The 13,702-nt window shown below is 47.7% G+C and carries 13 protein-coding genes and 1 riboswitch; of the genes, 10 read left to right on the forward strand and 3 right to left on the reverse strand.

Features of this window, described 5'->3' with window-relative positions; translation table 11 throughout:
- Positions 1-4 precede the first annotated feature (4 nt).
- The 7 genes from J2736_RS18240 (at position 5) to J2736_RS18270 (ending at position 5,065) form a co-directional block, all read left to right on the forward strand.
- Positions 5-1,843, forward strand: a complete 1,839-nt coding sequence (locus tag J2736_RS18240; protein ID WP_310500018.1) for a sensor histidine kinase — start codon at positions 5-7, stop codon at positions 1,841-1,843.
- A gap of 9 nt (positions 1,844-1,852) precedes the next feature.
- A complete protein-coding gene (locus tag J2736_RS18245) occupies positions 1,853-3,049 on the forward strand; it encodes a response regulator (RefSeq protein WP_310500019.1) in 1,197 nt (398 codons plus the stop codon).
- A 157-nt stretch (positions 3,050-3,206) separates the two neighbouring features.
- Complete coding sequence (locus J2736_RS18250) at positions 3,207-3,749, forward strand: C40 family peptidase (protein ID WP_310500020.1); 543 nt, start codon at positions 3,207-3,209, stop codon at positions 3,747-3,749.
- 80 nt (positions 3,750-3,829) lie between these two features.
- Positions 3,830-4,228 (forward strand): pyrophosphohydrolase domain-containing protein, encoded by a 399-nt coding sequence (locus tag J2736_RS18255; RefSeq protein ID WP_310500021.1) that lies wholly within the window; start codon positions 3,830-3,832, stop codon positions 4,226-4,228.
- Positions 4,229-4,240: 12 nt separating this feature from the next.
- The gene (locus J2736_RS18260; RefSeq protein WP_310500022.1) at positions 4,241-4,459 is read left to right on the forward strand and encodes a helix-turn-helix domain-containing protein; all 219 of its coding nucleotides are present in this window, start codon (positions 4,241-4,243) and stop codon (positions 4,457-4,459) included.
- Positions 4,460-4,628: 169 nt separating this feature from the next.
- Positions 4,629-4,829, forward strand: a complete 201-nt coding sequence (locus tag J2736_RS18265; RefSeq protein ID WP_028555213.1) for a cold-shock protein — start codon at positions 4,629-4,631, stop codon at positions 4,827-4,829.
- Between the two features lie 74 nt (positions 4,830-4,903).
- Positions 4,904-5,065, forward strand: a complete 162-nt coding sequence (locus tag J2736_RS18270; RefSeq protein WP_310500023.1) for a hypothetical protein — start codon at positions 4,904-4,906, stop codon at positions 5,063-5,065.
- 269 nt (positions 5,066-5,334) lie between these two features.
- On the opposite strand, the gene J2736_RS18275 is transcribed toward J2736_RS18270, so the two are convergent.
- The 3 genes from J2736_RS18275 to J2736_RS18285 form a co-directional block, all read right to left on the reverse strand.
- Positions 5,335-6,669, reverse strand: a complete 1,335-nt coding sequence (locus J2736_RS18275) for a 5'-deoxyadenosine deaminase (RefSeq protein ID WP_310500024.1) — start codon at positions 6,667-6,669, stop codon at positions 5,335-5,337.
- A gap of 72 nt (positions 6,670-6,741) precedes the next feature.
- Positions 6,742-6,841, reverse strand: a riboswitch (purine riboswitch).
- A gap of 162 nt (positions 6,842-7,003) precedes the next feature.
- Entirely contained in the window at positions 7,004-9,043 is a 2,040-nt protein-coding gene (locus J2736_RS18280) for a multicopper oxidase family protein (protein ID WP_310500025.1), read from the reverse strand.
- Between the two features lie 110 nt (positions 9,044-9,153).
- Positions 9,154-11,265, reverse strand: a complete 2,112-nt coding sequence (locus J2736_RS18285) for a multicopper oxidase family protein (RefSeq protein WP_310500026.1) — start codon at positions 11,263-11,265, stop codon at positions 9,154-9,156.
- A 307-nt stretch (positions 11,266-11,572) separates the two neighbouring features.
- Here J2736_RS18285 and J2736_RS18290 point away from each other — a divergent pair, with 307 nt between their 5' ends.
- From J2736_RS18290 to J2736_RS18300, 3 genes are all read left to right on the forward strand, one after another.
- On the forward strand, positions 11,573-11,773 hold the full coding sequence (locus tag J2736_RS18290; RefSeq protein ID WP_047679716.1) for a cold-shock protein: 201 nt from the start codon (positions 11,573-11,575) through the stop codon (positions 11,771-11,773).
- Between the two features lie 90 nt (positions 11,774-11,863).
- Entirely contained in the window at positions 11,864-12,091 is a 228-nt protein-coding gene (locus tag J2736_RS18295) for a cold-shock protein (protein ID WP_056622331.1), read from the forward strand.
- Between the two features lie 48 nt (positions 12,092-12,139).
- Positions 12,140-13,627 carry a M23 family metallopeptidase gene (locus J2736_RS18300; RefSeq protein ID WP_310500027.1) on the forward strand — a complete coding sequence of 496 codons (1,488 nt, stop codon included), beginning with the start codon at positions 12,140-12,142 and terminating at the stop codon, positions 13,625-13,627.
- Positions 13,628-13,702 lie beyond the last annotated feature (75 nt).

Consider the following 13,702-nt stretch of genomic DNA (forward strand, 5'->3'; position numbering starts at 1 on the left):
AAGCATGAAACGGGGCCATAATTCCATTCATAATCGGTTATTCTTGCTATTTATTTCTTCCATGCTCGTGCTCGTGCTGCTTGTTAGTGTGCTGTACTATCAGAAGACAACGCAAATTATACATAGCAAGATCAATGATTTGGCGCAGAAAAATATTTCACAAACGGTAGGTTTATTTGATTTGCTCTTACAGGGCTATGATAGCATTACAAAATCATTAAATAGCAATTATGAAATGCTTCGCTTAATCCAAGATCGTGATATCAATCCTGATGTGACAGCTAGCATCCTGAATGAGCGTACCATCACCAATATTTTGGGAGCGATTTATTATTCGCGTGACGATATCATCGGCATTCATGTTATTACGAATGCAGGTAAAAACTATAACTACGAACGGGGCTTTAATACCGTCATCGATATGAATTATTCGAACACGGACTGGTACCAGAAGTTGCAAGAATCGACAGGGGAGATGGTTTGGTTAGGGCTTGTTCAGGGCTCAGTGATCAACAAATTTCAACTAGACCCACTCTTCGTATTTGGCAGGAAGCTCTACGACCTCACCGATCATCGGGTTATTGGCGTTATGTTGATCGAGACGAATCCACAGCCAATTCTTGCCGCGCTCTCTAACGTGACAATAAGCCCTAATTCTCGCGTCTACATCGTAGATCGAGAGAATCGTATGATCGCTACGACAGCCGAGGATAAAGCGCTGTATCCATCGTTTAGTGGGCTGCCACGCCCGCAGCAAAACGACATTATTATCGATGATCGCACAGATCAGCTAATTGTAGCGGCGAAAGCCAAAATGTCAGATTGGACCGTATTTGGGTTAACGCCAAAAGAAGACATCAATTCAGAAGTCGTCAAAACGAGGGAATACTTATACGTCGTCATCGTTGTCCTCATCATCCTTTCTACGGCCTTAGCGAGCCTGATTTCGCAGAATATTGCGTCCCCGCTAAAGCTGTTGATCCGTGAGATGAAGCAAGTGGAGATGGGGAATTTTAAGGGTTCTGTGACGGTCAAATCGTTTGAAGAAATTAATTCCCTGGTATCATCCTTCAATCGCATGGTAAATCGGATGGATGAACTCATTGAACGGATTACACTTGCTTCCATGAGTGAAAAAAATGCTGAACTACAGGCATTGCAGTCCCAAGTAAACCCTCATTTCCTATACAACACCTTGGATATGATCTATTGGATGCTCGACGAGCGTGAGAATGATCGCTTAGGCAGAGTCATTCTGGCATTGTCTCATATGTTCCGGTACAGCAGTGATTGGCAGGAAGCGTCCAAAACAACGCTGCAGCAAGAGCTGGATCAAATGCGGCATTATATGACGATCATTGAGAACCGCTTGGAGGGCAGGGTGAGTACGGAGATTGACATTGACTCCGAATGGCTGGATGTCGTGCTGCCTAAGATGACGCTGCAGCCTATCATCGAGAATGCGGTCAAGTATGGGCTGGAGCCATTGCGAGAGCACGGTGTGCTTCGGGTATACGCGAAGGTGCATGAGCAAGAATTGCATATTATTATCTCTGATAATGGCGTGGGGATCGAAGCGGATCTCCTACACCAAATGCAGGAGCGGTTAGAAGAAGATTCACGAATTATTGGGGATTCGTATGCATATCGAGCGGAGGAAAGAGCTGGTGAAACGAAGCTTGATTTGGGCAGCAAGATGACGCGAAGAGGTATTGGTCTGACCAATGTGCATCGACGTATTGTGCTACTCTTTGGAGAAGCCTATGGACTCCGGATACAAAGTAAACTAGAGGTAGGGACAACGGTTATCATTGCGATGCCTCTTCCTCGTAAGGGGGTATAACAGACCATCATGGATATTCTAATCGTGGATGACGAAACCATTATTCTACAAGGCATTCAACGCACCATTCAGAATCGTTTCCCAGAACACACCGTTCATCTGGCCTCGAATGCGGAGCAAGCGATCAATATTCTTCGCAGTCATACCATTCATATCGTACTTACGGACATTTTGATGCCAGGGATGACAGGTCTAGAGTTAATGAATATGTCGCGCAGTCGCCATCCACATGTGAAGTGGGTGGTGATTTCCGCCTATTCGGAGTTTTCCTATGCCCAAGAAGCTGTACGACTAGGTGCGAAAGATTATTTGCTGAAACCGATCGGCAAAGAAGTACTCATTGAAATGATAAGGAAGCTGAGCGAGGAAATCGCCCATGATACTGAACTGATCGAGGAAGCGGAGCTGCTGAAGACGAATCGCAAATTTTTGCAGGAAGCTGTTTTTCAGCGTTGGGTGCAAGGTTTAGATACGGGGCGTATCGACATGGGACCCTTTGTTGAGCAGCATCCTTATTTTTACCTTATTATGGTTAAAATGGAAACCGATAAGGCTGTTTTTTTAGAGAATTTCATTATCGAAAACGTCCTATTAGAACTGATTGAACGCTACGGTAAAGGTTTCGTAACGGTTCATGATAGTAAAAGCCTGCTAGGGCTCGTCACTCCGCCTGAAGGAACGAGTACGGCACAACTTATTGAGGAGCTGCGCAGTCATCTCATTAAATATTTAAAAGTGCCCTTCCAGATCATGAGCACGGAACGAATTGAGCAATTCCAAAAGGTACCTGCGGAGGTACAACAGATGCGTCAGGCATCCACGACACAGGTCTATGAGCATCATGCAAGCGGCAGTGATCGTTCCGTTGAAGTGGCTATTCAATACATGCGCACGCACTATCAAGAGGACCTTTCCCTAGAGAAAGTGGCATCCATTGTGTATTTGAACCCTGTGTACTTTAGTCAGCTGTTTAAGCAAAAAACGGGCCAGGGCTTTAAAGAATTCGTGATTAACCTGCGTTTGGAGCAAGCGAAGCAGCTGTTGATGAATCCAAAGTTAAAGTTGGCTGACGTCGCTGAGCGTGTGGGTTACCAAGATATGAGGCATTTCTCCCAGGTGTTTAAGAAGAGATATGGCGTGACCCCGTCGGAGTTTCGGCAGGAACATACTGGTGATAAAGCGGATTCATTGGTGTCAAGAGATTGAGTCTTAGTAAATTCTCATGGAATTCTCAGAATAGTTCCTACAATGAGGCGTGACGTGACTTTCCTCCTTTTCTGTTAAATATTAGGGTGTTTGGTATGTGCTATGGTAGTAGCAGGTCCAACAAACTCGTATTTATTACCAAAGGAGGAAATCAATCATGATTTTTGTGAAAAAGAACCGCCTTCAACAATCTGTCTTAGGTCTAAGTCTTTCTATGCTAGTCGCAGGAGCTGCGTTGTTAAGCCCTCAGGCGGCTTCTGCAGCCACGTCGACCACGAATGGGGTGGTAGCTGCTGCGACAGCAACGGCAACGAGCACGTCCCGTGCAGATAGCATTGTACGTACAGCGAAGTCGTACATCGGAGATGTGACTTACCGATATGGTACTAGAAATACGAGCCGTCTAATCTTAGACTGCTCTGCGTATACGCAACTTGTTTTTAGCAAGCATGGTATCAAGCTTCCATGGGGCTCTGTGGCGCAAGCGAAGCTGGGAACCAAGGTCTCGAAGAAGACAAGCTTAAGCAAAGGCGACCTTGTGATGTTCAGTGTATCGACGCCAGGGAAGATTAATCATGTAGGTATCTATATCGGTAATGGGCAATTTATCTCTAATACAACAAGCTCTGGTGTCGTTATTCGTTCCATGACTTCTGGTTACTGGAAAGATCGTTTTATTATGGGGCGTCATTTTAAATAAATCTCAGACATATTGACCACAACTCCCTTCTAATGGTATATAGTAGAAAACTATGATTAGGTTAAGGGAGCTGCTATACTATGACATTAAAGCTAGCCTTCGAGGCTGTTAAGAAGTTTCATGAGACGTTTGAGCATCCGGTGGGCGCATCACCGCAGCGCCTGTCCGCTCAGCGTAAAGCCGCGCGTTTGGCGTGGATGCAGGAAGAACTGAATGAATTTGAAGTAGCAGCTACATTAGAAGACGAAGTCGATGCGATGATCGACGAATTGTATTTCGTTTTGGGCACATTGGTGGAAATGGGTGTTGAGCCTGGACCGATCTTTGATATCGTCCAACATGCGAACATGTCCAAGGTATGGCCCGATGGCAAAGTTCACAAGAATGAAATCGGCAAAACCATCAAGCCGCCAGCCTGGGAAGACCCATTCGACAAAATTAGAACTGAAATTCATAGACAAAAAAATAAAGAAAGTTGAGGTGAGGCGATCGTGGCCTTCCATATTCGGCTCAAAGAGTTGCGGCAACAGCAAAATCTCACTTTACGCAAGCTTGGAGAGAAAGCAGGAATCAGCTATTCTATTCTGAATTCAATCGAAAATGGTCGAATCGTACCGTCGAAAAATGTCGCATTAGCACTAGCTGTGGCGCTTAAAATAGAAGATAGAGAATCCTTTGTAGCTTTAGCAATAAATCCCTCTCAGGTATAATTGCAATAGCTAATATTGTGTGGTACAGTATTAATAGTCTTAAAGGAAAAACCTGAATTGCGTATTGCAAAGGGTTATCATTTAAGTAAATGAAACCTTTTCCAATGTGTAATTTTTTTGTTCGAAACAAGAAAAAAGACATGTTAATAAAACTTTGGAGGTATTACCCATGGCAGTAGGAACAGTTAAATGGTTTAACGCAGAAAAAGGATTTGGATTTATCGAAGTTGAAGGTGGAAACGATGTATTCGTACATTTCTCCGCAATCACTGGCGAAGGTTTCAAATCTTTGGACGAAGGCCAACGCGTTGAGTTCAACGTAGTTCAAGGCAACCGCGGACCACAAGCTGAGAACGTTGTAAAACTGTAAGCTTCAGCTTGCAAATATAGCATTCTCTAGAAAGACCCTTAACTTTAGTTAAGGGTCTTTCTTTTTGTGCGTTGGTGAACGTTCTGAATGGCGGGGATATGTACGGTGTATTTCGCCGAGCAGGCGGTACCTTGCCTATCAACGCCTCCTCAACGATGGGCTCACGCCTCACAGTAGCGGATGTTGGCCAACAAGACCGCGTAGCACGCGTTGAGCACCTTGTCCGGAACAGCTAGGAGAACCTAGGTAGGCGCATCAAAGATCGCCCGCTGCTGCCATCTCCACCCCCATCACGGGAAAGCTCATTAGAAGTGGAACAAGAATGCGCTATTTGCTGCCATATAGGCAAATTTGACTTCGAAGGGAACGACAGTGCTCTATTTTGTCGAAAACCGCCATAAATGACGGAAATCGAGCAAATAGCGCACTCAGGTTCCCCTCGGAGACAAATTGGGTTGATTGCGGCGAAATAAGGCATCTGCGTTCCCTTCGATACGGGTTGCGACTAGCGCAGGTTCGCCCTCTTCAACAACCGCTGAATCGAGCGGTTGGCCTCGGGTAGGACGATGTCTTTATCAACCGTCCGCATGATGCGGTTTTCCATGACGATGCGACCATTAATGATGGTCGTCTCGACATCAGCACGCGTCGCCGAATAGACGATGCGTGAGATCGGATCCACGTCGTAGGACGGATACGTGTGGAAGTTGTTGAGATCGAGGATCGCCAAGTCGGCTTTCTTGCCGACTTCGAGCGAACCGATCTCATCAGCCATGCCCACGGCGCGAGCGCCGCCGATGGTCGCCATGCGGAATACCGTCTGCGCATTCATGGCCGTCGGGCCGTGCACGGGCTTCTGGATGAGCGCAGCGAGCCGCATCTCGTTGAACATATCGAGATTGTTGTTGCACGGCGCTCCATCAGCTCCTAGGCTGACAGAGATGTCCAGCCTCAGCATCTCAGGCGTCTCGGCGATCCCTGAAGCCAGCTTCAGGTTGGAGCCGGGACAATGGCTGACATGCACGCCACGCTCGTGAATGATGCGTTTTTCTTGCTCATCTAGCCAGATGCAATGCGCTAAGATCAATCGTTCATTCGCTAAGCCGAGATGATCGAGGTAGACAACGTTGCGCATGCCCGTTTCGGCTTGCACAATCTCGATTTCACCCAGATTTTCAGAAGCATGCGTATGCACCTTCACCTGGTACTGTTCTGACAAGCTGCGCACCTCGCGCAGGAGCTCCTCCGTACACGAGATGACAAAACGCGGCGAGAACGCGTACTGGATGCGGCCGTCGTCGTGGCCATGCCATTTTTCCAGCAAATCAACACTCTGTTGAATGGAATCTGTCGTATTTTCCTGCAAGGCGAAAGGAACTTCATCCCCTTTGTCCATCATCACCTTACCAGACAATGCGCGAATCCCGCTCTCTGCAATCGCTTGGAATGCGTAATCGGTGTGATGCACAGTCTCCATATCTACGATCGTTGTTGTCCCGCTTTGAATCAATTCACCGATACCAAGCATCGCCGAATAGTAAATCGATTCCTCGTCATGCGAGGCTTCCAGGGGCCAGATCCGCCTTTTTAGCCAATCCATGAGCTCAAGATCGTCTCCTTTTCCACGAAATAAGGTCTGGCAGAGATGAATGTGTGTTTGAATAAAGCCCGGAATAACCGTGCGATTCTTGGCGTTAATGATTTTGTCTGCATGCGGTGGGTTCAAGTCTGGTCCAATTGCGGTAATGCGGTCATTTTCGATCAACAGATCACCAGTTATAATATCCCCGTTGCGGTTCATGGTCACAATTAGTGCATCTTTAATTAAAATAGTTGTCATCGTATGAAACCTCCTACTCCCTAATATATGAATATATAGGCACAAAAAAACTAGCCATGAAAAATATGCCTGCTCTCAGTGCACATTTTTCGTAGCTAGAAATTTACGGTTTCTAAGTAGAGACCCTTAATCCAATTATTAAGGTTATACGAAAGGAGTCATATGCAATTAGGTCGTGCCTGCTTCTTTTAGAGTAAACGGCAAAGGGGTGTTTTGTCAACAATGTGTAAGTTAATCTGACATGCCCTCCCTCTTTTTTGAAAAACTGAGTTTGCAATTGTGCCAATTGCGTGACCAATTAGACTGAAAATCCAAAGAAATAACGGAATCACAGCTATTCAGGGTGATTCTGCGTGCTGCTACCCACCGAATATGGCGTTGTGATCCCCTCGTACATCAAATGCATCGTCATTCCAGCGGTCGCATGCTGCAAATTGTGGCAGTGGTCCATCCATAGCCCAGGATTATCAGCGATAAATGCAACCTCATACGTTTCTCCTGGACCGACATTTAACGTATCTACCCACCACGGGCTTCCGCTCGACAGTTGTCCGTTCCGGCTAAGTACAATCATGTGATGTCCGTGCAAATGCATCGGATGGTTGGCGCTGCTGTGATTGACGATTGTCGTTTTTACGACGTCTCCCTCTTTTACCATCAACATAGGGGTGTCGGGAAATAGTTTCCCGTTAATCGTAAACGAATAGTTGAATGCACCATTATATAAACCTAATCGTTTATCCAAAATAAGCTGAAACTCACGATCATAATGTCCGTTGAATGCGGCTATAGCTTTCTTATCTGGACTGCCATAGGTCAATGGGTCAAAAGTAACATTACGCTTCGCGGCGACAACGCTGAAGTCCGCGTCCATGCCATCTGGGCTCATCACCAAAGAGGCATGACTTCCCTCTCTTTTATAGGAAATAGAACCTAGGAAAACGTTTCCCCTAGGCATGATAAACGTCACATCATATCGTCCGCCAGAGGCGACAACGAGATCCTGATCCACCAGATCGGAAGGTTCATGGAGGTCAGTTCCATCAATGGCGGCTACCTGAAAATGTGTTCCTAATAACTTGAACCTTGTCGGTTCATTGTCGGTATTGATGAGACGCAGTCGGACTGGCGTTCCAGGCGCAATTTGTTTGATTTGACGCGAGTCTGAAGCGCCAAAAGAGATCATGTTCTTGTTCGGAGCAACTCCTAACGCGATATAGGTGTGGGCTACAATGGGAATATCCACGACCATCTGAGACAGGGATTGCCCCTTCTGCAATGCTTGTGGTTCGACAATAAGTGAACCGAACAGACCTTTCCCTGCACCGATATACGACTGCTGATGGGAATGGTACCAATAAGTTCCGGCATCGCTCGCTATGAACCGATACACATAGGTTTGACCTGGCAGGACGGCATTTTGGGTCACACCAGCTACACCGTCCTCAGCATTGGGGACATCAAGCCCGTGCCAATGCAGCGTAACACCATCTTCAATATCGGCGTTTACTAATGTAACTTCAATTAATTGACCTTGCTTCACACGCAACTCAGGGCCAGGAAGCTGGCCGTTAAACGTCCACGCTTCCACTTGTTGCCCCGAGCTGAGCGTGATGGTTTTCTTCACAGCTGTGAGCGTAAACCGCTGATCCGGCGTCCCCTCACGGGGACCCGTCAGCGTCGCTACGCTCATCCCGCCCACCCCGTGGTGGGCGTGTTCACCATTCGCCGGCGCTGCGCTGCCGCCGTAGTCCATGACCCCCGCCGCCATGTTCATCTCGGCGGGCAAATGGCTCATCTGGCTAGCTGTGCTCAGCCAGATCCATAACACCGCTGCTGCCGCCAGGACACCGGCGGCAGCGCGCAACACCCGCACCCCTAGCCGTGGCTTCGTCCACGCGGGGCTGCGCATGGCTAGGTATCGGCGGTGCAGCCGATACCCTTGCACGAACGTGCCGACGAACGCTAGCAGCGTCGGCACCACGATCAGCTTCACCGGCAGCGGAACCGCGGTGAAGTAGGTGTAAAAGAGCACGGCCATCGCGCCCAGCATGACCGCCTGCATGGGCAGCGCCACCGCGATATGTGTGGCGCTCGCACGCACTTCCGCAGGAAGGGCTTCGCCCTGCGGCCTTTTATCCAAGCGCGCTAACCGCCACAGCCGCGGCACGGACCACACCAGCGTCGCCACTGCGGGGACGCCGAACAAGGCTAGCTCCAGCGCCAGTTTCACCTGCATCGCTGGCCATCCTGTCGGCCATGTGGTTAGGATGATGACCGCTTTGGTTAAGGCAAGTATCTCAATTAACAGGATGAGGATAACTAGCCCTAAAGACCTCCTACCCAGCTGTTTATATCCTGAACTATAGGCCAATCGACTACTCCAATATGCGAGGATGGACCCTAAAAAATTAGGCTAAAAGAACTAAATCCCGCGGCCCCAAATAGATCTTCTGTCATGTGTGTAGTTCCTCCATACTTAGGTTATTCAGGATGATTCTGTGTGCCGCTCCCGACGGAAAATGGCGTCGTAATCCCTTCATACATCAAATGCATCGACATCCCATCAGCAGCATGCGTAAGATTGTGGCAATGATCCATCCATAATCCAGGATTATTGGCGATAAACGCGATTTCGTACGTCTCGCCTGGCTGTAAATCAAGTGTATCTGACCACCACGGACTGCCTGTGGAAGGTTTGCCATTGCGAGAAAGTACAAGAACATGATGGCCATGCAAATGCATCGGATGCTCAACATTTCCGCGATTGATGATCGTTGTTTTGACCAAATCCCCTTCTTTCACCATGAACATCGGGGCATCGGGGAACACTTTTCCGTTCAACGTATAGAGGAAATTAAAAGTACCATTAAAGAAGCCGAGTTTATTATCTAAAATGAGTGTAAAATCTCTCGCAAATTGACTATCAGCGTTAAAAGGCGTTTCCTTAGGCGAACCATAGATTAGTGGGTCAAATCTCACCGTTTGCGGGAGTACAGGAAGTTCACCTTGGCCATCGGGAGAAAGCAGAATGCCACCGTTTTTGCTTCCTTCCACATGTAAATAAACGGGATGATCCGGCATGATGAAGGTAAGATCATAACGGCCCCCTGTAGGGACCATCACATTGGTATTCGTTAAAAGATCTGGCTTATTTAAGTCTGTTCCATCAATTGCAGCCACCTGAAAAGGCGTTCCAACTAATGTATACACCTGATCGACCCAGTCATCCGTGTTAATGAGACGCATGCGTACAGGTGTCCCAGGCGCTACGGATTGACGGTCAAGTTGATCATTGGCACCGATTGCGAGAGCGCCTTTCCAACGATGAGTCAGCACGGTAATATCTTTTAGCGGCTGTGTAGAAGTAACTGTTGTGGAGCTCACTTGTGCTGCTTCCTTCGGCTCCACGATTAACGCTCCGAAAAGTCCTTTGCTGACCGCCTCTTGGGAATCTTGATGCGAATGGTACCAGAAACTGCCTACTTGCTCAGCGCGGAAGCGATAAGTGTAAGTCTCACCAGGCATTACCGCATTTTGCGTAGCACCGGCAACACCATCTTCTGCGTTGGGTACATCTAGTCCATGCCAATGAGCCGTAACGCCAACATCGATATCTTTGTTCGTTAAGGTGACCTCGATGAGTTCGCCTTCCTTCATGCGAAGCTCAGGCCCTGGGATTTGCCCGTTGTAAGTCCAAGCATCTACAGTTTTACCGGAGTGGAGTGTTGTTGTCGTTTTTTGTGCTGTGAGTGTAAAACGGCGATCTGGGGTCCCCTCTTTAGGACCTGTTAGGTAGGTAACAGACACCATGCCTGCCATTGCGGTCATATCATGATGGGCATGCTCTCCGGCTGCTCCACCGCCGTAATCATGCGTTCCGCTGGCCATGTCAATCTCGGCTGGGAGTATACTTTTATTCATTGCAAAAGTAAACAAATAAAAGCCAATTCCTGCGATCACGATGAGCACGCCCGTCATGGTGCCAATGCGTCTCCAAATGCGCGGTGCTTGATAGTTGTCAGCTTTACGTACTTGCTTGGACCGAAGGTCATGCCGCAACCACAGTCCAGCTGCAAGGATAACAAGAATAGCGAGAGGAATGGCGGTCTCTACCCATTGGAATGGAACCGAAGGTACCAAAGAGAAATATAGAGAAGTTACAGCGCTAAGCGCGGTTAATTGATAAGGAAAAATGATGCCAAGACTTGCAGCTCTGTGAAACATCGCAGGTTCGATGGCAGTGCTGCCTTCTGCCAAGCTTTGCTTAGTTAGGGAACGAAGCTTCAGCAGCTTAGGAATGGCCACGAACCATATGCTAAGTAGAGGAACAACGACCAATGGGGCTTGCAAAAAGATGCGGTCTTTCCAAAAAATCGGGTCCATGTTCATCTGCAACCAGCCGATGGCAGCTGCAATTGCTCCTGCGGGAAGGATGGGAAACCATGCCCAGAATAACAGTTTGCGTGTTTTGCGTTGCAGCCTCTCCAAGCTGCCGCTGTACAATAATCGGGAAGCTTTGACGCCTCCGATCCACGTGAAAATGACGAATAAAACACTTGCTGCTAATATCGTTTGAATACTTGCGTTATACATGCTCAAAACCCTCCTAAACTCTATACAACAAGTATAGTTTGCCTCCTTCCTGCCTCAAACCGTCTGGAGACCAAGAGGTATCCTAGACTAAAGTTGGGGAGCACATTTTAAATTTTATACTTGTAAAGTTTGGAAATAGTTTGCGTTTTCATAAGTGGTGTGTTATGATAAATTCAATCGACAAATAGAACCTGAATTCACATATTGTAAAGGGTTTTCATTTTTGTTAGTGAACCTTATACAATGTGTGAATTTTTTCTCTTTGAAGAATAAAAAACATGTTAATAATTTTTGGAGGTATTTCACAATGGCTACTGGTACAGTAAAATGGTTTAACGCAGAAAAAGGTTTCGGTTTTATCGAAGTTGAAGGCGGCAACGATGTATTCGTTCACTTCTCCGCAATCCAAGGCGACGGCTTCAAAACTTTGGACGAAGGTCAATCCGTTGAATTCAGCGTAGTTCAAGGTAACCGCGGACCACAAGCAGAAAACGTTGTAAAACTGTAATATAATTAAAAAGACTGCCTTTACTTAAGTAATGGCAGTCTTTTTCAATTTAAAGCTAGCTGATGCTTAGTACTCTAAGGAGGTTTATCCATGTATTCCAGAAAAAAGTCGCTTGAAGAGATGCCTCTAGAAAATGTGACGGTATGGTCTTGTGAAAATGAAGGCTGTAAAGGCTGGATGCGAGATAATTTTGCATTCGATCACGTGCCGACATGTCATTTATGTCAGTCCACAATGGTTCGAAGTGTCAAGTTACTTCCATTAGTTAATAACACGAATAGTGATCAGAAAACGCTCAAAAAGGGCGTACAAATATAGCGTCGTAAAACCCGGAGGCATAGCTGTCTTCGGGTTTTTTGTGTTACCATGAGAAGAGTGAAATCAGAAGACGCAGGCGTTGCACAGCTGGACAACCCGTCGTCACTCAAGGAGGTAGAAACATCTGTGAGACCAAGAAAAAGGCGTCAGTGGCCACTGCTGGTCGGCGCTTGCATCCTTGCGGCATGTATGGTGATGCTTATCGGGAAAAATCCTTTTGGATCATCAGTTACACTGAAAACGAAGGCACCTGACACGATAGCAGCAACCCCCGTGCCAACGCCAACACCGCGTGAAGCTTTGGAGTTCCGGATGCTTGATCTCGAACGCGGCTGGGTGAAGTATGCGGACGGAATGGCTCAAACTTCCGATGGCGGCGCGCATTGGCAGGAGGTACTGACGACGGAAGCACCATCCGTGGATAGCGGGGCAGACGCGATGGGCATTGACGCCATTGCCAAACTGTTAAGCTTGGAAACCGATGGGACACCTGCCGTGGGCGGAGCAGCAACAGTTCAAAAGCGAGTAGATATCGTTACGCTGAACGGGACTGTTTTTGATGTGAAGCAGTCACAGTTCGTGACGCCGAAGGTTGGGTGGGCTTTGTTGCCCAGCACAACGAATAGTAAAAGCCCGCTCGTGCTCACCGTGGATGGCGGACAGACGTGGATAGACGGCATGACGGAAGACGCGAGGGCGATTATGTTGGGTGAGAAAACGCATCTAACCAAGCTCAAAGCGGAGGCTTCTTTATATATAGATGAGGCAGGTGCTAAAGCGGCTATTGGCTCTAGCTGGAAGCTCATCCCGGAGCAAGCTTCGCCGGGTGATATCGTGCTTGTGCGTCATAAGGAGCCAGGCAGCATTAGTTGGCAGGGGAAGACGTATACGCTTCAGCCTTATGAGGCGGGGTACTTCACTTATCTGCCAATCCCGATGAGTGTTAAGGTAGGCACATATCCGATTGGTGATCAGACGCTGACCATCAAGGCGAAGAAGTTCGAGACGCAGTATTTGAAGGTTACGGAGCAAATGGAAAGCATGAAACAAGATACGGCGCGCATCAATGCCGATCAGAAAAAGATTGATCTGGCGCGCAGTAAATCGGAGCCAACCTTTTTGTTCCGCGGACCATTCGTGAAACCGATCGAGGGGATTTTGACCACGCCGTATGGGTACACCCGTTATGTGAACGGGAAATACGACAGCGCGCATATGGCCCTTGATCTGGCCGCCAAAGAAGGCACACCGATCAAGGCAACGAACGATGGGGTCGTCGCGCTAGCCGAACCCCTGTATTTGACCGGTAATTCCATCTATCTCGACCATGGGATGGGGCTGTTCTCGCAGTACGCGCATCTCTCTGAGCTGCGTGTGAAAACGGGCGACCGCGTCAAGCAGGGTGACATTATCGGGCTTGTCGGCACGACGGGGTTCTCTACAGGGCCGCATCTGCATTTTACATTTTGGGCGCATAATATTCAGGCTAATCCGGACATATTTTTTAATACGACCCCGTTTCAGTGGGTGAAATGATCGTGAATTGAGACATCAACCATTAGAGTTTCACCTGTACACATAGTATAATAAGGAACAAATGTTCTAATAATG

The organism is Paenibacillus qinlingensis (assembly GCF_031455095.1).
GTDB classification, from domain to species: Bacteria; Bacillota; Bacilli; order Paenibacillales; family NBRC-103111; genus Paenibacillus_E; species Paenibacillus_E qinlingensis_A.

Coding starts and splice junctions, on each gene's coding strand:
- J2736_RS18240 (WP_310500018.1), top strand. CDS start 5: ATGAAACGGGGCCATAATTCCATTCATAATCGGTTATTCTTGCTATTT.
- J2736_RS18245 (WP_310500019.1), top strand. CDS start 1,853: ATGGATATTCTAATCGTGGATGACGAAACCATTATTCTACAAGGCATT.
- J2736_RS18250 (WP_310500020.1), top strand. CDS start 3,207: ATGATTTTTGTGAAAAAGAACCGCCTTCAACAATCTGTCTTAGGTCTA.
- J2736_RS18255 (WP_310500021.1), top strand. CDS start 3,830: ATGACATTAAAGCTAGCCTTCGAGGCTGTTAAGAAGTTTCATGAGACG.
- J2736_RS18265 (WP_028555213.1), top strand. CDS start 4,629: ATGGCAGTAGGAACAGTTAAATGGTTTAACGCAGAAAAAGGATTTGGA.
- J2736_RS18275 (WP_310500024.1), bottom strand. CDS start 6,669: ATGACAACTATTTTAATTAAAGATGCACTAATTGTGACCATGAACCGC.
- J2736_RS18285 (WP_310500026.1), bottom strand. CDS start 11,265: ATGTATAACGCAAGTATTCAAACGATATTAGCAGCAAGTGTTTTATTC.
- J2736_RS18290 (WP_047679716.1), top strand. CDS start 11,573: ATGGCTACTGGTACAGTAAAATGGTTTAACGCAGAAAAAGGTTTCGGT.
- J2736_RS18295 (WP_056622331.1), top strand. CDS start 11,864: ATGTATTCCAGAAAAAAGTCGCTTGAAGAGATGCCTCTAGAAAATGTG.
- J2736_RS18300 (WP_310500027.1), top strand. CDS start 12,140: ATGAGAAGAGTGAAATCAGAAGACGCAGGCGTTGCACAGCTGGACAAC.